Here is a 19,553-nt window from a genome sequence, read left to right as displayed (position 1 = left end):
TTTGGCCGGTTGAAAGAGCGATCAGCGTGTGAAGGTCGATCGCAAGGCCAGGACGGCTCCACGCCCAAAGCCATAGCTGGTGATCAAGAAGCTCAACAGATTGAGGCCGATGAAAATCGTGCTGGCAAATCCCGTGACGGGCGACGGGCCGGTCGGGTCCAGGGCAGGAAAGATGGCCATCAGCAGGAAGAGCATCGAATTTGTGAACGCACCGATGACCATGGCCCAGCGGACATGCCATGGCAGCGCGATCCTGGTGCCGTAGAAGCCCAAAAGCAGCGCGCTCATCAAGAGAAAGTCGATATGCGCCTGCAGGACACGCTGATATTTTCCGGGGAAGACAGCACCGAATCCCGGGAGTTGCAAGGCCAGTCCCACCAGGCACCAGGCAAGGACAAGGGCAACGATGAGCCAAAGGGCTCCGCCCCTCAGAAGAAGTTTGCCCTGGACATTGTCGTCCTTCGTGTCCGGCATGTCCCATTTCCAATTCTGTTGAAGACCGCATGGTTCAGATCATGGAAGGCAGCGTCGCTGCCGCGATGAACGGCAAGGCAGTGTCAGGGCATGTCCTTCGGCGGCAACGCCGGTTTCGGTAGCGGCACGAGATCGACGTTGCGCGATTGCCCGCCGAGAAAAGCCGGGTCGAACAGGCCGCCGCCGGAAGGATCCCCTCCGGGCGGTGCTCCGGTTTGCAGCGGGCCGGTGGGGACGCTTTGCGATGCTCCCGTTCCGAAAAATTCCGCGCGTCCCCCCTGCAGATTGCCCTTCTCGATCTCCTTTTGCGCCTTGGCCACCCGGCCGGCGAGGTTCGTCGTATAAGGCAGGCGATAGGCGCGCGGCTCGCCGGTCGGCAGGTTGGCCGCATCCAGCTCCTCGAGCCAGAGATGGATGGCACCGGTTTCGCCCTGGACGACATTGGGTTCGACGATCCTCGTCCACAGCACCTGAAAGCGGGCCGGCACGCCGACGGGGGCCGACCAGCCCAGCAAGCCTTGCATCGAGAAGAACACGACGACATAGAACAGGCTCGCCACGACGATCGCGCCGATCTTGACCAGACGCGGCAATGCCAGCCCGATCAGCACGGTGAGCATCAGGAGGCTGAGAAAGACATAGGCGAGCACCAGGCAGAGCAGGTTGGTCTCAAGCATGATCGCCGCCCACCGTCATTGCCGCGGTCATAGATTCTTGCTCCAGGCATTGTGCATGCTGCGCAAGATCGACTTGGCCTCCCGGCTGGTGCCGGTGACCTCGCCCTGCGCGTCCATGGTGAAGCGTATGGCGGTCTGCTCGCTTCCCCCGTCAGCCGTTTCAATCGTCTCCCGGGCGACGATCTTGGCGACCGGATTGAGCTTTTGCACCGTTACCGTCACCGGCACCGGCTGCTTGGTCAGGGCGGTGAAGTGATAGACGTTCACGGTGTATTCGCCGGCGACGAAACCGCGAATGCTGACGAGCTCCTCGCGCACCTTGGTCTGTTGCTTGCGCCCGTTGACCATGACGAAATCGTTGAGGCCGCCGCGATCGTCGCGGTCGAGCACCAGGAAACCCGCTTCGCGCCGGCGGTACCAGGCGATGTTGCCGAGCGGATCCTGGACGAAGATGTCCATGTCGTCGGGATGATTGTCGGGCCAATCCATGGTGATGATGAACTCGGCCTTGCTGTCGACCTTGCCCTCATTGGCCTTGGGGGAAATGATGATGAACACCACGAAGAACAGGAAGGCGATGACCTGCAGGGCCTTGAACAGCACCACGCTGAACGGGTCGAAGGCTTCTTCCCGTCCGTGGAGATCGAAGTCATCGATCATCCCGGCGCCCTTTGCGCTTCCAGCGCCGAAATCACATGGACTTCGGTGAGATCGACCGCGAAGGAGAAGATGCGCGAGGTGGCGCCGTCGAGGAAATGATATTGCACCTTGATCATGATCGAACCGATCAGGCCTACCAGCGTGGTGTACATGGCGACCGCCATGCCCCCGCTCATCAGCGACATCGAACTGCGCACGGCTTCCTTGCTGTCGGTGTCGAGCCCGGCGATCGGAGCCAGCATCATGATGAAGCCGACGATGGTGCCGAGCAGCCCGAGCTTCATCAACGTATCGCTGGCAAAGGCACCATAGCGGTTGGAACCCCGCAGCCGGTCGGCGAGGACACGCAACAGCAAGGTCTGGTCGAGGCGGGCCGAGCCTTGCAGGTCGGCCTTGGTGACGAGGTCGCGTATGTGGCCGGCGACCAGGCCTTGCCCAAGCTTTCCGTCGGGCACCGAACCCAAGGTCGCCAGGGCGGACTTGCCACCTCGAATGACCCACTGGGCCGTGCGGCGGGCAGCCTCCCCCTCGCGCCCGATGAAAACGATGCGCCACAGGCAATGCAGACTGCTTGCGATATAGAGGAGGACGATGACAACGGAGATATAGGTCCTGTCCTCGTCGATCATCTTGGCGATGAAGCCAAAATACCAGAGTACGAGGAAGGCGAAGATGCTGACGCCGGTAAAGATGAGCCAGGGCAGCAGGGGATCTCCACCGGAAAGGCGCGGTTGACGCTCGCTCATGGGACGGTCGGACTCATTGGACGTTTGGATTCACGGGACTTGCTGACGGTTGCTATGGATCGATGGATCATGTTCCAGGCTAGCAACGGTGAAAGCCGACAGCCTGGGTAGAGGTCCCGATCTCATTTGGGCATTTTGCCCGACATTGGCTTCCGGGCGTCGTCTCGCCGCCTTTGTGCTTGCCAGCCCTGTGGGCCATGCTCACTATTCGAGGGGGTCGATCCAGCAAGAGTGAGCCATGAACCTCTTCGGTCATCTGGTTTTGCGGCTCGCAGCCGCCATCGTTCTCTGCCTCGCCTGTGCCATCGGCTGGGTCTTGCACGATACGCGCCATGCCACCGAAACGGAGACACGCGCCTCGGCCGAGCGGGTCTCCAAAGCGCTGGAAGCTCTCTATTGGCGCGAGCTGCTCTGGCGCGGCGGACTTTCGCGCAACCTCATCCTGCCCTTGCCCGATTGGAACACCATCGTGACGATGAAGGTGATTTCGCCGGGCATATGCATAACCGTCACGCTCGGCCAGGAAGCCCCCCGGCGCCTGTGCAGCCAGCTCGAGACGATCGGCCGTCCCGCGCCGGCCTGGTTCGAAACGTCCTATGACTGGCTGTTCGGGCCCAACCAGGCCGTCGAGCGCCCCCTCAGTGACCGCCAGCGTCAGGCCGGCACGATCGAGGCCGTGCCCGACCACGGTGCCGCCGTGCGGCTGGCCTGGGACCGCATCACCATCGTGCTCAGCGTGGCGGGCCTGCTGGCGGTCGCCATCGGCGTGCTCGCCGGGCTTTTTATCGGCCAGTCCCTTCTGCCGGCGCGTGCCATCGTCGCCGGCCTGCGCCGCCTCGAACGCGGGGATTACGGCTATCGTCTGCCGGGCTACCGGACGGCGGAATTCGATCGCATCGCCGGCGCCTTGAACGATCTCACTTGCCGTTTGGCCGAAACCACGGCCCAGCGCGTCGCCCTCACCAACCGCCTGTTCCAGGTGCAAGAGGAGGAACGACGCACGCTGGCGCGCGATCTCCATGACGAATTCGGCCAGTGTCTGGCGGCCGTCAATGCCCTTGCGGGCGCCATCGAATTGGAGGCTGAGGACCGGCCGGAGATTGCCAAGGACGCTCGATCCATCGCCGAAGTGACCCGGCGGATGAATGCGACCTTGCGCGGCACCCTGCAACGGTTGCGTTCGCAGGAACTCGAGGAACTGGGCCTGGAGGCCAGTCTGGCCCAACTCGTGGCTGGCTGGAATGTAGGCAACACCACGCGCGCCCGATTCCACCTTGATATCGCCGGCAATCTCACCGGCCTTCCGCACGCCATCGCCCTCAGCATCTATCGCATTGCACAGGAATGCCTGACCAATGCCGCGCGCCACGGCAAGCCGCGCGATATCCGCCTGTTCGTCAAGCGAACAGGCCTGCAGGAGGGGGGCGCTGTCGAGCTCAGCGTCGAGGATGACGGCGGCGGCAATCCGCTACGGCTGACCATGGAGGCCGGGCATGGAATTCTCGGCATGCGGGAACGGGTGACGGCACTGGGCGGAAGCCTTTCCATCGGCCAGGCGCGACACGGCGTTCGCATCGCTGCAATCATTCCGTTGCTTGCGGATCGCGCCAATCGGATGCGCGGCCCGGCCCAGCCTGTCCCGGCATGAGCGATCTCAGCATCCTGCTGGTGGATGACCATCCCGTCGTCAGGGAGGGGTATCGGCGGCTGCTCGAAAAGGTGCCCGGCTATCGCGTGGTGGCCGAAGCCAGCGATGCCGTTTCGGCCTATGAGGCCTACCGGAAAGCCAAGCCCGACGTGGTGGTGATGGATCTTTCCCTGCCGGGCCTCAGCGGCATCGAAGCCTTGCGCCATATCCGCCAATGGGATCATGCCGCCCGGGTTCTCATCTTTACCATGCACAGCGGGGCCGCTTTCGCCCTCAAGGCGTTCGAGGCGGGGGCCGCCGGCTATGTCACCAAGGGCAGCGATGCCGCCGAGCTCGTCAATTCCGTTGCCCTGGTGGCCAAGGGCGAACGGGCGATGAGCAATGACGTGGCGCGCGAGATCGCGGCCGAACGCCTTACCCATGCCTCATCGCCGCTGGCCGAGCTCAGCCCGCGCGAGACCGAGATTCTGCGCCTGGTCGCATCGGGCTGGTCGGCCGAGGCGATCAGCACATCCATGCATCTCAGCCTCAAGACGGTTCGCAATTACCATTATCAGATCAAGACCAAGCTCGGTGCCCGCAACGATGCCCATCTCGTGTGGCTGGCCATCGATGCCAAGCTGGTCTGATGCAAGTCCCGGACCGAAACAACCAGAATTGGTGGTGCCCATGCGCTCGGTACGGCAGCCTGGCATCGCCGAGACGGGTGATGCCTCTTCCGGCGCCGCCGTGCTGATGTTCACAGACCACGGCATCAACGCTGCCGTCATGTCACGGTTATTGGCTGCGAGGCGACGCTGACCGCTACAATTCGAGAGGGGCTTCCTGCGCGTCCGCGACGGCGACACGGGTTTCCACGCCGCTTCGGTGCACCCTGTCGCGAAAGGGGGCGGGAATGTCGTCGCTGACCAGGATGTCGACATCTTCGAGCGAACCGAGCCTGACCAGCGCGCGCTTGCCGAATTTCGTGCTGTCCACGGCCAGGATGGTGCGCTCGGTCTGTGCCAGGGCGGCGGTGACGGCCGAGACCTCCGCAAGGTCGTCGTCGCAGATATCGCCGGCCTGGTCGATGCTGCTGACCGAGATCACGGCAAAGTCGAACTTGAAGCGGCGGATGTAGTCGGCCGTATCCTCGCGGAAGACGCCACCATCCACCGGTCGCACGAAGCCGCCGGGAATCGCCAGGGCGAAATTGGAATTCTCGCTGAAGATGGTGGCCACCCGCAGGCTGTAGGTGACGATCCGCAGGTCTCGCCGCTGCAGCAGCGCGTAGGCGATCGCCTCGCAGGTCGTTCCGGTGTCCATGAAGACGGCGGCTCCGTCCGGAATGACCTGGGCAACAAGGGTGGCGACCTGAGCTTTCTGCGAGGCATTCTCGATGCGGCGCTGGCGTCGCGTGATGGCATCCACCGGTGTGGCGATCGTGGCACCGCCGTGCAGGCGGCGCACCTGGCCGATGGCTTCCAGTGCGACGATATCCCGGCGGGCGGTCTGCGTCGTCACGGCAAAACGTTCGGCGATTTCCTCGATCGAGAGATAGTGGCTGCGCTCGAGCAGCCGCAGCAGTTCGGCCTGCCGGTTCGATTTCTTGGTGCCGTCGCCCAGCGCATGTTCGTCGAATTGCGTCATCTGGCCTGCTTCGTTTCGCCCCGGATTGCCAATGTCCATCCCCGCGGAAATGTTTCAAGGAAAATGTCGCCCCAAGGCCATGGCTACCAACTCGCCCGGTGCGATGTCGCGGAGCCCCGCCCGCCGACAGCTGGGGCGGATCTGGTGTGCGGTCAAAACGGCAATTCATCGTCTCCATATCGGATGTCACGGGATCGCGTGATGGCAGGTCGGCATCGACGCCGTGCAGATTCCATCTGCGCCGGGGGCCGCATTTCCATGGAATAATTCAATCGATTGACTTAAATGCTGTTTTCGTCTATGGGTTGCATCATGGTCAAGAAACAATCCTCCCCTCCGGCTTCGAACGGCCGTGGCGATGCCACCCGCGAGAAGCTGCTCGATGCCTCGATCGGCGTGTTTGGCCGTTATGGCTTCGACGGCGCTTCGACCCGCATGCTGGCGGATGCCGCCGGCGTCAATCTGCAGGCGATCACCTATTATTTCGGCTCCAAGGAGGGGCTCTATCTCGCCACCGCCGATCATATCGCCGGCCTGATTTCGTCGCATGTCGGTGGGCTGGGCGGACGTGTCCGGGCCCGACTTGCCGAAGCAGCGAGCGGTGGCGGGGCAATCGACCGGCAGGAGGCCCGGGCCTTCCTGACCGAGCTGACGCAGACCATGGCGACCCTGTTCATCGGGCCGATATCCGAGCCGTTGGCGCGCTTCCTCATCCGCGAGCAGATGGAACCGACGGAGGCTTTCGAGCGTATCTTTTCTCAGGTGATGAAGCCCATGCTCGAGGCGGCAACCATGCTGGTGGGCATCGTGCTCGGCGAGGACGGGGCTTCCCGCCACGTCAGATTGCGCACTCTCTCCCTGCTCGGCGGCCTGATGGTCTTCCGGGTCGCGCATGCGGCCGTGAAGCGCCATCTCGCCTGGGACACCATCGGCGCCGACGAGGTCGAAACCGTGCGGCGCCATGCGGGTGAACTCGTCGCCGCGCTGGCCGCGGAAGGAGGCCGCTCATGAAGAAGGCCGCCATTCCCGCCGTCTTGCTCGCAATTGCCGGTGCCGGCTTCGTCGGCTGGTGGTTCGATCTACCCCAGCGCATGGGCTGGGTCGAGCGTGCTGGGAAGGAATTGGTGCTCTATGGCAATGTCGACATCCGGCAGGTGCAGCTCGGTTTTCGTGTCAGCGGCAGGCTCGCCGAGACGCTGGTGGACGAGGGCGACAGCGTGAAGGCCGGCGATACGCTCGCCCGGCTGGATGTCAGGCCGTATCAGGACCTGGTCGAGGTGGCGCAGGCCCAGGCAGCCAGCCAGCGCGCCACGCTCGCCAAGCTCGAGGCCGGGCCGCGCGCCGCCGAGATCGCTCAGGCCAAGGCCGTCCTCGCCGAACGCCAGGCCGATCTCATCAATGCCGAACAGAGCTACACCCGCTCCTTCCAGCTTCGGCCGAGCGGCACCGTCTCCCAGGGCGGGCTCGACCAGGCGGTCGCCGCCCGCGACGCGGCGCGGGCCCGGGTCAACGCGGCCAGGGAAGCCTTGACCCTGCTGGAGCAGGGCACGCGCTCGGAGGACATCGCCGCCGCCAAGGCCAGCCTGGAGGCGGCCGAGGCCAATCTCGCTTCGGCCCGGACGACCGTTGGCGATGCCACCCTGGTCGCTCCGGCCGATGGTGTCATCCTTTCGCGCGTCCACGAGAAGGGCGCGATCCTTGCCCCCAACGACATCGCTTTCGTGCTGTCGCTCACCAAGCCGGTCTGGGTCCGGGCCTTCATCGCTGAAACCGATCTTGGACGTGTCCATACCGGCACAATGGTGGAGGTGCGCTCGGATACCGATCCGGCCAAGCGCTACAAGGGCCGCGTCGGCTTCATCTCGCCGGTGGCCGAGTTCACGCCGAAGACGGTGGAGACGCCGGAACTGCGCACCGATCTGGTCTATCGCCTGCGCATCGTGGTCGACGAGCCCGACAGCGCGCTCCTGCAGGGCATGCCGGTGACGGTACGCCTGTCCGATGGAGCGGCGGTGGATGGCGGCAAGCCCTGAAAGGCAACGCGCATGACCGATGCGGTCGTCCAGATTTCCGGTGTCAGCAAGCATTTCGGCGAGGCGATCCAGGCTCTCGACGGCATCGAGGCCTCGATCCGGCCGGGTGAGATCACCGGGCTGGTCGGCCCCGACGGCGCGGGCAAGACCACGCTGATCCGCCTGATGACCGGCCTGATGCTGCCCGATGAAGGCAGCCTGACGGTGCTCGGCTTCGACACCGCCCGCGACGCGGCTTCGATCCAGGCTGCGATCGGCTACATGCCCCAGCGCTTCGGCCTCTACGAGGACCTTTCGGTTCAGGAAAACCTCGATCTCTACGCCGATCTGCGCGGGCTGCCGAAAAGCGAACGCGCCGCCATCTTCGACGAACTTCTCACCTTCACCGATCTGGCCGCCTTTACCACCCGCCTGGCAGGGCGGCTGTCCGGCGGCATGAAGCAGAAGCTGGGCCTGGCCTGTGCGCTTCTCAAGAAGCCGCGCCTGCTGCTGCTGGATGAGCCGGGCGTCGGCGTCGATCCGATCTCGCGGCGCGATCTGTGGAAGATGGTGGAGGACCTCACCCGCGAGGGCATCGGCGTGGTCTGGTCCACCGCCTATCTCGACGAGGCCCAGGCCTGCGACCGTGTCTTGTTGCTGAACCGGGGCAAGCTGCTGTTTGCCGGCGTGCCTTCCGAACTCACCGGCAAGGTCGAAGGCCGGGTGTTCCGGCTCGGCGATATCGAGGGCCGCCGCCGTCCGGCCCTGTCGCGGGCGCTTGCCGTGCCGGGGATCGTCGACGGTGTCATTCAGGGCCAGGCTATCCGGCTGGTGACCGGGGAGGGGGCAGGGCTCGCCGAGGAGGCGGCGCGCGCCGCGGGCGCCCGTGCAAAGCCCCAACCGATCCAGCCGCGCTTCGAGGATGCCTTCGTCGATCTGCTCGGTGGCGGCCCCGGCGGGCGCTCGCGGCTGGCCGAGGCGACCCAGGCACTGCCCGTCGAGGAGGGCAGGCCCGTGATCGAGGCGCGCGGCCTGACCAAGCATTTCGGCGATTTCGCCGCGGCGCAGGATATTTCCTTCGAGATCCCGCGCGGGCAGATCTTCGGGCTCTTGGGGCCGAACGGCGCCGGCAAGTCCACCACCTTCAAGATGCTGTGCGGCTTGCTCAAGCCCACCGGCGGCGAGGGGCGGGTCGCCGGCTTCGACCTCAGGCGGGACTCGGCCGAGGCGCGCAACCGCCTGGGCTACATGGCCCAGAAATTCTCGCTCTATGGCGATCTCAGCGTGGCGCAGAACCTCGCCTTCTTTGCCGGCGTCTACGGCCTGACCGGCGCGCGCAAGCGCCAGCGCATCGAGCTGATGACCGAGATCTTCGATTTCGGCCCACGAAGGGGCATGTCCGCCAAGGATCTGCCGCTCGGCCTCAAGCAGCGCCTGGCGCTGGCCTGCGCCGTCATGCATGAACCCAAGGCGCTCTTCCTCGACGAGCCCACCTCGGGGGTCGATCCGATCACGCGGCGCGAATTCTGGACCCATATCAACGCGCTGGTCGAAAAGGGCGTGACCGTGCTGGTCACCACCCATTTCATGGACGAGGCCGAATATTGCGACCGCATCTCGCTTATCTATCGCGGGCGCTCCATCGCGCTGGGCTCGCCCGATGAACTCAAAGCGCGGGTGGCCGATGCCGCCAATCCCGATCCGACCATGGAAGATGCCTTCGTCGCGCTGGTTCAGGGTTCGGAGGCCAAGGCGGCATGAGCGACCACAAACCGGTATCCTCCGTTGCCGGGCAAACCGCGTCGTCGCCCGTCGCAGCGGACCGCTCCGCCAGGCTGCGGCGCTTTTCAGCCCTGGTCCGCAAGGAAAGCTATCAGATCGTCCGCGATCCCAGCTCCATCCTGATCGCCTTCGTGCTGCCGCTGATCCTGCTTTTCATCTTCGGCTATGGCGTGTCGCTCGATGCCACCCGCACCCGGGTGGGGCTGGTCGTCGAGGATCCTTCGCCGCTCACCCGCGACATTGCCGCGAGTTTCCAGGCCTCGGGTTATTTCGAGGTCGAGCAGGGGCATGACCGGCGCGACTTCGAGGAGGCACTGATCCTCGGTCGGATCAAGGGTATCGTCGTCATTCCCTCAACCTTCGCCGCCGATTTCGCCTCCGCCGCCGGGCCGGCGATCCAGGTCCTGGTCGATGGCTCGGACCCGAACAATGCGAATTTCGTGCAGAACTATGCCCGCGGGGTCGTCGCCAGCTGGGCGGCGATCCGGGGTGGCGAGCGCGGTCTCGGCCAGCCGGCGATCGAGGTGGAGCAACGCTTCTGGTTCAACCCGGAGCTGACCAGTCGCAACTTCCTGGTTCCCGGCTCCATCGCCATCGTCATGGCGCTGATCGGCACGTTGTTGACCTCGCTGGTGGTGGCCCGCGAATGGGAACGCGGCACCATGGAGGCGATGATGGCGACGCCCGTCAGCGCCGCCGAACTGCTGGCCGGCAAGCTCATACCCTATTTCCTGCTCGGCCTGGCTTCGATGACCCTGTGCGTGCTGGTGGCGGTCCTGCTTTTCGGCGTGCCGTTCCGGGGCTCTGTGCTGGCGCTCTATGCCCTGTCGGCGAGCTTCCTGATCCCGGCGCTTGGACAAGGGCTCCTGATCTCGGCCGCCACCAAGAACCAGTTCCTGGCCTCGCAGCTCGCCCTGATTTCGGCCTTCCTGCCCGCCTTCCTGCTCTCCGGCTTCCTGTTCGAGATCAATTCGATGCCCCAGGTGATCCAGTGGCTCACCTTGATCCTGCCCGTGCGCTATTTGATCCCCAGCCTGCAGTCGGTGTTCCTGGCCGGCGACATCTGGCCGATGTTCCTCCAGGCCATCGCGGTGATGCTGTTCATCGGCTTCGTCTTCTTCCTGGCTGCGGCCCGCAGCACCCGCAAGAGGATCGGCTGAGATGGGACTGGCGCGCCTCAGGGCCCTGATCATCAAGGAGTTGCTGGGCATCCTGCGCGATCCCAAGAGCCGCATCATCCTGGTGGTGCCGCCCATCCTCCAGCTCCTGGTGTTTTCCTTCGCCGCTACGCTGGAGGTGAAGAATGTCGACATTCTCGTGCTCAACCGCGACAACGGCGCCTGGAGCCAGGAGCTGATCCGGCGCGTCGAGGGCTCGCCCACCTTCCGCTCCGTCCGACGGACGCAGGACCCAGCCGAACTGCGCACCGCCATCGACGGGCAGGAGGTGATTGCCGCCATCGAGATCGGCCCCGCCTTCTCGCGCGACATCGAGGCGCGCCGGCCGGCCGAGCTCGGGCTCGTGCTCGACGGCCGCAAGTCCAATGCCTCCCAGATCGTGGCGGGCTATCTCAACCAGATCGCCGCCGGCCTCGCTGCCGATACCGCCCTTGGCAAGGCAGCCGGCGGGCGGGCCATCGACGTGGTCGCGCGCAACTGGTTCAATTCGAACCTGATCTTCCAATGGTTCATGGTGCCCAACCTGGTGGCCGCCATCGCGCTGCTGATCGGGCTGATCGTCACGGCCTTGTCGATCGCGCGCGAGCGGGAGCTCGGCACCTTCGACCAGCTGATGGTCTCGCCCCTGCGCACGCATGAAATCCTGTTGGGCAAGGTGCTGCCACCCATGCTGATCGGCACCTTCCATCTTACCGTCTACATTGTGGCTGCCGTGCTGATCTTCGGGGTGCCGCTACGGGGCTCGCTGTTGCTGCTCTATGGCAGCGCCGTCTTCTATCTCCTGGCGGTGGCGGGCATCGGCCTGTTCATCTCGGCCCTGTCGACCACCCAGCAGCAGGCCATTCTCGGGGCCTTTCTCTTCCTGGTGCCGGCCATGCTGCTCTCCGGCTTCGCCACGCCGATCGAGAACATGCCGGCCTGGCTGCAGCCGGTGACGGTGATCAACCCGCTGCGCTATTTCCTGGTGATCGTGAAGGGCGTGTTCCTGCGCGACCTGCCTTTCGACGCCGTGCTCGCCAATACCTGGCCAATGGCGGTCATCGCGGCCGTTTCGCTGGGCACAGCGAGCTGGCTGTTCCGTCGCCGGCTGGAGTGAGGCTTTAAGGAGCGCGGATATCCTGTCCGCCCTTTTCCTCCCATCCGCGTGGGGTCTCCAAGAGCGGACAGGATGTCCGCGCTCCAAGATCTTGCCAATCACTCCCATCCGAGCCACTGCTTCTTCTTCGCTACCGCCAGGATCCCCCATCCCATGAAGATCACCGCCATCCGCGCCACGCCGATCAACCTGCCGATCGAGGCGCCATACTGGTGGTCCTTCGGCTGGCTGCCGGGCTCCTCGCGCTGCGTGGTCGAGGTGGAGACGGACGAGGGCATCATCGGGCTGGGGGAGGCGGCATCCTGGCACGCCTGCGCCATCGTCGACCGCCTGGCGCCCGGCCTGATCGGGCGCGATGCCCATGACATCGCCGGCGCCGAACTCGTCTGCCTGCCGAGCTGGCGCGGCGTGACCTCCAATGTCGACTTTGCCACCATCCGGGCCTTCGCCGCCATCGAGACGGCGCTGTGGGACATCAAGGGCAAGGCGACGGGACGCCCGCTCTACGACCTGCTCGGTGGGGCCGTGCGCAAGAAGATCGCCTTCGCCGATTATTTCGGCTTCCGCCAGGCCAGGAACGGCAAGGGCGGGGAACTCACGCCGGAAGCCGTGGCGGACTATTGCGTCGGCCTGAAGGAACGGTTCGGCACCACCGTCTTCGAGGGCAAGCTCTGCACTAGGGATCCCGAGCCGAGCATCGAGGCGCTCAGGCTGATGCGCCGGCAATTGGGGCCCGATGCGATCATCCGCATCGATTCCAACATGGCCTATTCGGTGACCGAGGCCAAGCGCATCGCCAGCCGTATCGAGGAGCTCGACATCCGCAACTGGGAAGAGCCCTGCGCCACCTTCGAGGAGATGGCGGCGCTGCGCCGGCACACCGCCATTCCGTTCTCCGGGCACAATGTCGATATCCAGAAGGCCGTGGCGCTCGGCGTGCCCGATGCCATCGTCACCGACGTCAACGTGCATGGCGGCATCGGCCGCACGGTGCGCTTCATCGGCGCCTGCGAGGCGATGGGCATCGATTTCTGGTGCTACAGCGCCAATACCGGCATCGGCAGTGCCGTCTATCTGCATCTGAGCGCCGCCTTCTCGCATCTGCGCGAGCCCAGCCAGTCGCTCTTCCGCATGCAGCCCTATGACGTGGTGGAGGAGGGCGTCTTCGCGCCCGTCGACAATCTCGTCGCCGTGCCGGAGGGACCCGGCCTCGGCGTCACCCTGTCGAAGGACAAGCTTGCCTTTTGCCACAGGCTATTCCTGGAGGAAGGGCCCTACAGCCAGCATCACGACCCGGAAGAACCGGGCCGCTACAAGCGACTGCCTCTGCGCTGAGGAGCCTCCCTGGCGACCATTCATAAGCAACTGACGTCATCGCCGGCGCCGCCGAAGGTGGCGGGAAGGGGATCCAGGGGCCGATAGGGGGCAGGTTGGTAGCCCCTGGATCCCCTTCCCTCGGCCTGCGGCCTCGCCGGGGATGACAATGTTAGTTTGCGCGGGGCTCCCTCACGCCACGCGGCCGTAGCGCCGCATCACCTCCAGTAGCGGCTCGTGCGGCAGGGCCTTGATCAGGAAACGGTCATGAGGCGTGCCGCCGGCGTCCTCGGCGGCGAGCATGGCGTTGACCACGGCCTCCTCGACGCTGTCGACCACGGCGAGATAGGCCGGATCGAGCCGCTCGTCGTTGAGGATTTCGATGGCGAAGCGCGGCGGGGCACGGTGCAGCATCGGCCTGGCATTGGCGGTGGAGAAGGCCAGGAAGATATCACCGGAATTGTTGCCGCCGGGCGTGCCGTTGCGGCCGATACCGATGGCGGCACGGCGCGCCAGGCGCTGCAGCTGGTGGGGGGCAAGCGGCAGGTCGGTGGCGATGACGACGATGATCGAGCCGCGCTCCTGCATCTGGCTCTGCGGGGTGCCGTCCCTGAGATGCTCGCCCACCGGCACGCCGCGGATGGTCAGCCAGTCGCGCTGGCCATGGTTGGCCTGCACCAGCGTACCGACGGTGTAGGATGCACCGTCGAGCTCGACGATGCGTGAGGCCGTGCCGGTGCCGCCCTTGAAGCCATAGGTAATCATGCCAGCGCCGCCGCCGCAATTGCCCTCGCGCACGGGGCCGCCGGTGGCGGTATCGAGGGCGGCGCGCACATCGGCTTCCGAGAGGGCCAGGGCGTTGATGTCGTTGAGCACGCCGTCATAGGTCTCGGCGATTACGGGCATGATCCAGAGGAAATCATCGCTGTCATAGGTGGAGGCGTAGCGCTCCAGCATCCATTTCACCGTGGCGTGATGCGCCATGCCGATGCCGTGGGTGTTGGTGATGACCACCGGCCCGATGAAGCTGCCGCCATCCTCGATCCAGTGGGTGCCGGTCATCTCGCCATTGCCGTTGAAGCGGTGCACGCCGGCATAGACAGGCACCGGCGTGGGCGAGGCGGCATGCGGCAGGATGGCGGTGACGCCGGTGCGCAGCGGGCGCTTGCGGCCGGGGCGGGGTTCGTTCTCGAGAATGGTGGTGAAGCCGACGGCAACGCCTTCGACGTCGGTGATGGCATTGTGCGGTCCCGTCCTGCCTGAAAAAGGCAGGCCGAGGTCGCGGGCGCGGGGCTTGCGCCCGGGAGGATTGGCTTGTGTCATGCTGGTCAATTCTGGCGGGAGCGAAGGTAGAGGCCGAGCGAGGCGACCACGAAGGAGAAGGCGAGCATCATCACGGCGATCGCGTTGATCTCCGGTTTGATGCCGCGGCGAAGCATGGAGAAGATGAACATCGGCAGGGTCGTCACATCCACGCCAGCGATGAAATAGGTGATGACGAGATCGTCCATCGAGATGATGAAGGCGAGCAGCGCTCCCCCGACGATGCCCGGCAGGAGCTGGGGAAACACCACCTTGCGGAAGGTCGTCCATTCATGGGCCCCCAGATCGGCCGAGGCATGTTCGAGCGTGCGATCCATGCCGGCAAGGCGGGCCGAGACCACGATGAACACGTAGGAGATCAGGAAGGTGCACTGGCCGATGATGATCGTCTTCAAGCCGAGTTCGATGCCGGCGTTGACGAAGAAGATCAGCAAGGCGATGCCGAGCACGATGTCGGGCATCAGCATGGGCATGAACAGCGAGGCCCGGTAGAAACGGGCGCCGAAGAAGGCGTAGCGATGCAGGGCGACGGCAAGCGCCGTGCCGAAGATGGTGGCGATCGCCGTGGTTGCCCCGGCGATGACGAGGCTGTTCCGGACGGCGCGCAGCAACTGGTCGGTCGATTCGATATAGAGTGCGCTCTCCGAGATCGCCGTCTTGAAACCGAGAACCTGGGCGTACCATTCGGTGGTGAAGCCGCTCCAGGTCATCATGTTCACCGGATTGGCATTGAACGAATAGACCGCGATCACCGCGAGCGGCACATAGATGAAGGCGAAGAATAGCGCGGTATAGGCGACGAGGCCGCCGCGAGCGAGGAAGCGGACGGCTTTCATGCCTTGCCTCCCTGAACCGCTGCGGCGCCGCGCCGGCTGGAGGCGAAGACATAGACCATCAGCAGCACGAGCATCACGCTCATCACCATCATGGCCAGCGCCGAGCCGAAGGGCCAGTTGCGGGCCGACAGGAACTGCTGCTCGATCAGGTTGCCGAGCATCATCACCTTGGCGCCGCCGAGAATGGCCGGCACCACGAAATTGCCGAGCGCCGGGATGAAGACGATGACGGCGCCGCCGGCGATGCCGGGCGCGGTCAGGGGCAGGATAATGCGCAAGAAGGTACGGACCGGCCCGGCGCCGAGATCGAGCGAGGCGCGCACCAGCGTCCAGTCGAGCTTCTCCACGCTGGCATAGACCGGCATGAACATGAAGGGGATGTAGACATAGACCATGCCCAGGATGATGGCGCCGTCGGTGTAGATGAGATCGAGCGGCCGGGCGATCAGGCCGCTCGACAGCAGTGCCTCATTGACCAGGCCCGTCTGGCGCAGGATCAGCACCCAGACGAACAGGCGCACGATCAAGCTGGTGAAGAAGGGCAGGGTGATCAGGAAGAGGCAGAAATTCTTCCAGCGTGCCGGCAGGCCGGCGATGCAGAAGGCGGCCGGGTAGCACACCACCAGCGAGGTCAGCACCGTGAAGGCGGCGATCTTCAGGGAACGCAGGAAGATCGCGATGTAGATCGGGTCGAATTCCTCGAAGGCCGGATCGGCAAAGCCGAGGATGCGCCCGAAATTATGCGGATAGAACGTCCATTCTACCCCGCCATAGAGGCCCGGCGCCAGGAAGCTGGTGACCATCATGATGGCAAGCGGCACCAGGAAGAAGAGCGCGAGAAAGGCACTGACGGGGCCGAGGAGCAGGGAAAGTTCGATACGGCGGCGGCTGGCGATGGACATCTCAGGCGCTCGCGCTCGGTTCGATGAGATGGACGGCGCCGGGATCGTAGGAGATCCGCGCCCGGCGGCTTTGCTCGATGGCTCCGATGGCCTCGCGGCGCGTGGCAGGGACCTCGACCGTGATCGGCCGGCCCTGGCCCGTCTGCCCGAACAATTCGAAGGACGAGCCGACGAAGACGATCTGCCTGAGCTCGATGTCGAGGCCGGGCAGGTTCGTATCGCCCTCCGCCAGGAAGAACTGCTCGGGACGGATCAGCGCGGTGGCGCTGGCCGATCCTGCTGGGCGCGCCGAGCGATGGCGGATCGTGGTGCCGTCCGACGTCACCAGGTCCTGGCCCCGGACCTCACCCTCGAACAGGTTGCTGGCGCCCACGAATGTGGCCACGAAGGTGCTGGCGGGATGGTCATAGACGTTTCGCGGCGTGTCGAGCTGCTGGATGCGCCCGCCCGACAGCACGGCCACCCGGTCCGACATGGTCAGGGCTTCCTGCTGGTCGTGGGTCACGAAGATGAAGGAAATGCCGAGTTCGTGCTGCAGCGTCTTCAGCTCGATCTGCATGGCCTGGCGGAGATTCTTGTCGAGCGCCGACAAGGGTTCGTCCAAGAGGACGAGCTTGGGCCGGGCGATGATGGCGCGTGCGAGGGCGACCCGCTGCTGCTGACCGCCGGATAGCTGGCGCGGTCGCCGGCTTTCGGTGCCTTCCAGGCCGACCATGCGCAATGCGGCGGCGACGCGCTGCAGGCGCTCGGCCCTGCCGATGCCGGCGATTTCGAGGGCATAGCCGGTGTTCTCGCCCACCGTCATATGCGGGAAAAGGGCGTAGTTCTGGAACACGGTATTGACGGGGCGCCGATAGGGAGGACGCTCGGTCATGTCCTCCCCGTCGATGAGAATCCGCCCCGAATCAAGCTCGACGAAACCGCTGATGGCATGGAGCAGCGTGGTCTTGCCACAGCCGGAGGGCCCGAGCAGCGTCAGGAATTCGTTGCGGCGCACATCGAGATCGATCGCGTCCAGTGCCGTCACGCTACGCCCTTCGGGGGTGGGAAAGGCCTTGGCCGCTCCCACCAGCCGGACGATCTGGTCCTGCATCTGTCTTCCCTCGAAATGTTATAAAAATAACTCTTGTTATGTTAAGATATTTGGATACCATTTATGGGGCGAAGTCAACGGCCGGCAGAAGCCGTGACCCGCAAAGCGCGAAGGAAAATCGGACCCTGGAGGTCCGTGCCCGGCGCAAGCCACCAGAGGAGAATTTCGATGACCAAGACCATTGACGCGGCCGGTCGCCGCCGGGCGAAGCGGCGCGCCTGGTGCGCGGGCCTGGCCCTGTCTCTCGCTGCGCTGCTGGCGGCGGGCAGCGTCCGGGCGGAGGAGCTTAACGTCTATAATTGGGGTGAGTACATCAATCCGGCGGTCCTGAAGAAGTTCGAGGAGGAGACCAAGATCAAGGTCAATCTCTCGACCTATTCTTCGAACGAGGAGATGCTCGCCAAGATTCAGGGTGGCGCGACGGGCTACGATATCGTGTTCCCGTCTGTGCACATGCAGGACATCATGGCCAAGCTCGGCCTGCTCGAGAAGACCGATATCGACGCCTATGAGGGCTTCAAGAACATCGACCCCAGCTTCCTCAGGGCCAAGAGCGATCCGAAGGGCGAATATTGCCTGCCCTATGCCTTCGGCTCCGTCGGCATCCTCTATAACCGTAAGGTGCTGGGCAAGGACGTCACCGGTTGGAAGGATCTCATCGCCACCGTGAAGGCGAAGAGCCTGAAATTCACCCTGCTCGACGACATGCGCGAAGTGCTCGCGGTGGGACTGATCCTCAACGGCCACAAGGTCAACTCGACCGATCCGGCCGAATTGCAGCAGGCGGCCGAGACGGTGATCGCCATGAAGCCGCAGGTTGCCGCCTTTACCTACGACGCCCGCCCGATGGTGGGGGCGGGCGATGTCGCCGCGGCGCATTTCTTCATCGGCGCGATGATCGATGTGTTTGGCAACCCCAAGGATCTCGGCTTCGTGATCCCGGAGGAGGGGGCCACGATGTATCAGGAGGATATCTGCGTCCTCAAATCGGCGCCGAACAAGCAGAATGCCATCAAGTTCCTGCAGTTCTATACCCGGCCCGAGGTCGCCGCTCTGAACGTCTCGCAGCAGACCAACGGCACGCCCAATCTGCCGGCCCGGCAATTGACCCCCGACAACATCAAGAATAGCAAGGAAATCAATCCGCCGCAGGAAACCATGCAGAGGCTGCAGATCTTCCAGGATCTCGGCCCGGGCATCCGCCAGCTGGACCGCGTCTGGACTAAGGTCAAGACGGCCCAGTGAGGCCGACGACACGCCCTGGGGAGGTGATGTGGCGCAGCGTATCCTCAAGCTCCTGCAAGACGAGGCCTTGCGGCGGTCGAAATCCGACAAGCTGATCGCCAATTATCTCGAACGGAACATCGCCGATCTTCCGTTCGAGACCGCCAAGTCGATCGCCGAACGCCTCGAGCTCTCGCCGATGACGGTGGGACGCTATCTCAGGCGCATGGGGTTCGACGGCCTCGACCAGCTCAAGCGCGAATTGCGGCGCGGCAGCTCCAATCCGGCCTGGCAGGTGAAGGGGCCTGTCGACCGACTGCGCGAGGATATCAGCGGCGGCAAGCTGCTGGCCGGCCTGATCCAGCAGCAGATCGACAATCTCGGCATGATCTATGGCCTGACGACCTCACCCGAATGGCACCAGACCATCGAGGCGCTGGTCGGCGCCAGCGAGGTCTATGTCGCGGCCTACCAGAATGTGCGGGGCATCGCTCAGTATTTCGCCAGCCAGCTTTCCTATACGCGTCCGCGCGTGCAGTTCGTGGATGGGTTGAACGGCACCTATGCCGAACTGCTCGATGGTTCGGTGAGCGGCAGGCTGCTCTTCCTGCATGATGTCCGTCGCTTCGCCTCCAAGGCACGGCCCCTGGCGATCGAGGCGCGCCGCGCGGGCGTGAAGGTGGTGCTGATCACGGACGAGTTCTGCCCCTGGGGTGCGGAGGTATCCGACATCTGCCTGGTGGTGCCCGGATCCCACGGCCCGCTCTGGGACGGGGCGGCGACGATCACGGCCGTGCTCGACCTGATGCTGAGCAATGTCATCGTCGTGCTGGGCGAGGAGGTCAGCGAACGCGTCGAGGCGCTGACCCGCCTCCAGGACGTCTTCGGCGATTTCGAGACCTGAGCTTCGCCGCGGCGAATGACCCGGTGCGCGGACCTCTCGTCCGCTCCTGGAAACG

The 19,553-nt window shown here is 64.7% G+C and carries 20 protein-coding genes; 11 read left to right on the top strand and 9 right to left on the bottom strand.

Annotation, left to right across the window (positions count from 1 at the left end):
- Nucleotides 1-21: 21 nt before the first annotated feature.
- The 4 genes from BA190_RS27335 to BA190_RS27320 all read right to left on the bottom strand — a co-directional run bounded on the left by BA190_RS27335 (nucleotide 22) and on the right by BA190_RS27320 (nucleotide 2,557).
- Nucleotides 22-474, bottom strand: a complete 453-nt coding sequence (locus BA190_RS27335; RefSeq protein ID WP_068295523.1) for a hypothetical protein — start codon at nucleotides 472-474, stop codon at nucleotides 22-24.
- A gap of 83 nt (nucleotides 475-557) precedes the next feature.
- On the bottom strand, nucleotides 558-1,151 hold the full coding sequence (locus BA190_RS27330; protein ID WP_068295521.1) for a hypothetical protein: 594 nt from the start codon (nucleotides 1,149-1,151) through the stop codon (nucleotides 558-560).
- A gap of 27 nt (nucleotides 1,152-1,178) precedes the next feature.
- Complete coding sequence (locus tag BA190_RS27325) at nucleotides 1,179-1,811, bottom strand: hypothetical protein (protein ID WP_068295519.1); 633 nt, start codon at nucleotides 1,809-1,811, stop codon at nucleotides 1,179-1,181.
- Nucleotides 1,808-2,557 carry a MotA/TolQ/ExbB proton channel family protein gene (locus BA190_RS27320; protein WP_068295517.1) on the bottom strand — a complete coding sequence of 250 codons (750 nt, stop codon included), beginning with the start codon at nucleotides 2,555-2,557 and terminating at the stop codon, nucleotides 1,808-1,810. Before BA190_RS27320 ends, BA190_RS27325 begins: the two co-directional genes overlap by 4 nt.
- Before the next feature lie 238 nt (nucleotides 2,558-2,795).
- Here BA190_RS27320 and BA190_RS27315 point away from each other — a divergent pair, with 238 nt between their 5' ends.
- The 3 genes from BA190_RS27315 to BA190_RS37095 are packed head-to-tail and all read left to right on the top strand — an operon-like array spanning nucleotide 2,796 to nucleotide 5,006.
- Complete coding sequence (locus BA190_RS27315) at nucleotides 2,796-4,205, top strand: histidine kinase (protein ID WP_068295515.1); 1,410 nt, start codon at nucleotides 2,796-2,798, stop codon at nucleotides 4,203-4,205.
- On the top strand, nucleotides 4,202-4,834 hold the full coding sequence (locus BA190_RS27310; protein ID WP_068295513.1) for a response regulator transcription factor: 633 nt from the start codon (nucleotides 4,202-4,204) through the stop codon (nucleotides 4,832-4,834). The genes BA190_RS27315 and BA190_RS27310 overlap by 4 nt, the downstream gene beginning before the upstream one ends.
- A gap of 40 nt (nucleotides 4,835-4,874) precedes the next feature.
- Entirely contained in the window at nucleotides 4,875-5,006 is a 132-nt protein-coding gene (locus tag BA190_RS37095; protein WP_256390554.1) for a hypothetical protein, read from the top strand.
- A 3-nt stretch (nucleotides 5,007-5,009) separates the two neighbouring features.
- Here BA190_RS37095 and BA190_RS27305 read toward each other — a convergent pair whose 3' ends face one another.
- A complete protein-coding gene (locus BA190_RS27305) occupies nucleotides 5,010-5,834 on the bottom strand; it encodes a DeoR/GlpR family DNA-binding transcription regulator (protein WP_068295682.1) in 825 nt (274 codons plus the stop codon).
- Between the two features lie 312 nt (nucleotides 5,835-6,146).
- Here BA190_RS27305 and BA190_RS27300 point away from each other — a divergent pair, with 312 nt between their 5' ends.
- The 6 genes from BA190_RS27300 (at nucleotide 6,147) to BA190_RS27275 (ending at nucleotide 13,237) form a co-directional block, all read left to right on the top strand.
- Entirely contained in the window at nucleotides 6,147-6,845 is a 699-nt protein-coding gene (locus BA190_RS27300; RefSeq protein WP_068295680.1) for a CerR family C-terminal domain-containing protein, read from the top strand.
- Nucleotides 6,842-7,867 carry a secretion protein HlyD gene (gene hlyD / locus BA190_RS27295; RefSeq protein WP_068295511.1) on the top strand — a complete coding sequence of 342 codons (1,026 nt, stop codon included), beginning with the start codon at nucleotides 6,842-6,844 and terminating at the stop codon, nucleotides 7,865-7,867. Before BA190_RS27300 ends, hlyD begins: the two co-directional genes overlap by 4 nt.
- Before the next feature lie 12 nt (nucleotides 7,868-7,879).
- Nucleotides 7,880-9,607, top strand: coding sequence for an ATP-binding cassette domain-containing protein (locus tag BA190_RS27290; RefSeq protein ID WP_068295509.1), 1,728 nt, complete (start codon nucleotides 7,880-7,882; stop codon nucleotides 9,605-9,607).
- Nucleotides 9,604-10,788 (top strand): ABC transporter permease, encoded by a 1,185-nt coding sequence (locus BA190_RS27285; protein ID WP_068295507.1) that lies wholly within the window; start codon nucleotides 9,604-9,606, stop codon nucleotides 10,786-10,788. Before BA190_RS27290 ends, BA190_RS27285 begins: the two co-directional genes overlap by 4 nt.
- A gap of 1 nt (nucleotide 10,789) precedes the next feature.
- The gene (locus BA190_RS27280; RefSeq protein WP_068295505.1) at nucleotides 10,790-11,902 is read left to right on the top strand and encodes an ABC transporter permease; all 1,113 of its coding nucleotides are present in this window, start codon (nucleotides 10,790-10,792) and stop codon (nucleotides 11,900-11,902) included.
- A 72-nt stretch (nucleotides 11,903-11,974) separates the two neighbouring features.
- Complete coding sequence (locus BA190_RS27275; protein ID WP_245314969.1) at nucleotides 11,975-13,237, top strand: mandelate racemase/muconate lactonizing enzyme family protein; 1,263 nt, start codon at nucleotides 11,975-11,977, stop codon at nucleotides 13,235-13,237.
- A 171-nt stretch (nucleotides 13,238-13,408) separates the two neighbouring features.
- On the opposite strand, the gene BA190_RS27270 is transcribed toward BA190_RS27275, so the two are convergent.
- Genes BA190_RS27270 through BA190_RS27255 form a run of 4 tightly spaced genes read right to left on the bottom strand, consistent with a single transcriptional unit; the run spans nucleotide 13,409 to nucleotide 17,370 of the window.
- Complete coding sequence (locus BA190_RS27270; RefSeq protein ID WP_156771725.1) at nucleotides 13,409-14,539, bottom strand: P1 family peptidase; 1,131 nt, start codon at nucleotides 14,537-14,539, stop codon at nucleotides 13,409-13,411.
- 5 nt (nucleotides 14,540-14,544) lie between these two features.
- Nucleotides 14,545-15,375: an ABC transporter permease gene (locus BA190_RS27265; RefSeq protein WP_068295500.1), complete on the bottom strand. Its 831-nt coding sequence runs from the start codon at nucleotides 15,373-15,375 to the stop codon at nucleotides 14,545-14,547.
- Nucleotides 15,372-16,277, bottom strand: a complete 906-nt coding sequence (locus BA190_RS27260; RefSeq protein ID WP_068295498.1) for an ABC transporter permease — start codon at nucleotides 16,275-16,277, stop codon at nucleotides 15,372-15,374. The genes BA190_RS27265 and BA190_RS27260 overlap by 4 nt, the downstream gene beginning before the upstream one ends.
- 1 nt (nucleotide 16,278) lies before the next feature.
- Nucleotides 16,279-17,370, bottom strand: a complete 1,092-nt coding sequence (locus tag BA190_RS27255) for an ABC transporter ATP-binding protein (RefSeq protein ID WP_068295496.1) — start codon at nucleotides 17,368-17,370, stop codon at nucleotides 16,279-16,281.
- A gap of 168 nt (nucleotides 17,371-17,538) precedes the next feature.
- Here BA190_RS27255 and BA190_RS27250 point away from each other — a divergent pair, with 168 nt between their 5' ends.
- A complete protein-coding gene (locus tag BA190_RS27250) occupies nucleotides 17,539-18,615 on the top strand; it encodes a spermidine/putrescine ABC transporter substrate-binding protein (RefSeq protein WP_082980068.1) in 1,077 nt (358 codons plus the stop codon).
- Nucleotides 18,616-18,643: 28 nt separating this feature from the next.
- A complete protein-coding gene (locus tag BA190_RS27245) occupies nucleotides 18,644-19,498 on the top strand; it encodes a MurR/RpiR family transcriptional regulator (protein ID WP_068295494.1) in 855 nt (284 codons plus the stop codon).
- Nucleotides 19,499-19,553 lie beyond the last annotated feature (55 nt).

Origin of the sequence: Labrys sp. WJW, from assembly GCF_001676615.1 — a bacterium.
In the GTDB taxonomy this organism is placed as follows: domain Bacteria; phylum Pseudomonadota; class Alphaproteobacteria; order Rhizobiales; family Labraceae; genus Labrys; species Labrys sedimenti.
Note: the sequence above shows the minus strand (reverse complement) of the source record. Positions and strands in the feature narration are given on the sequence as shown.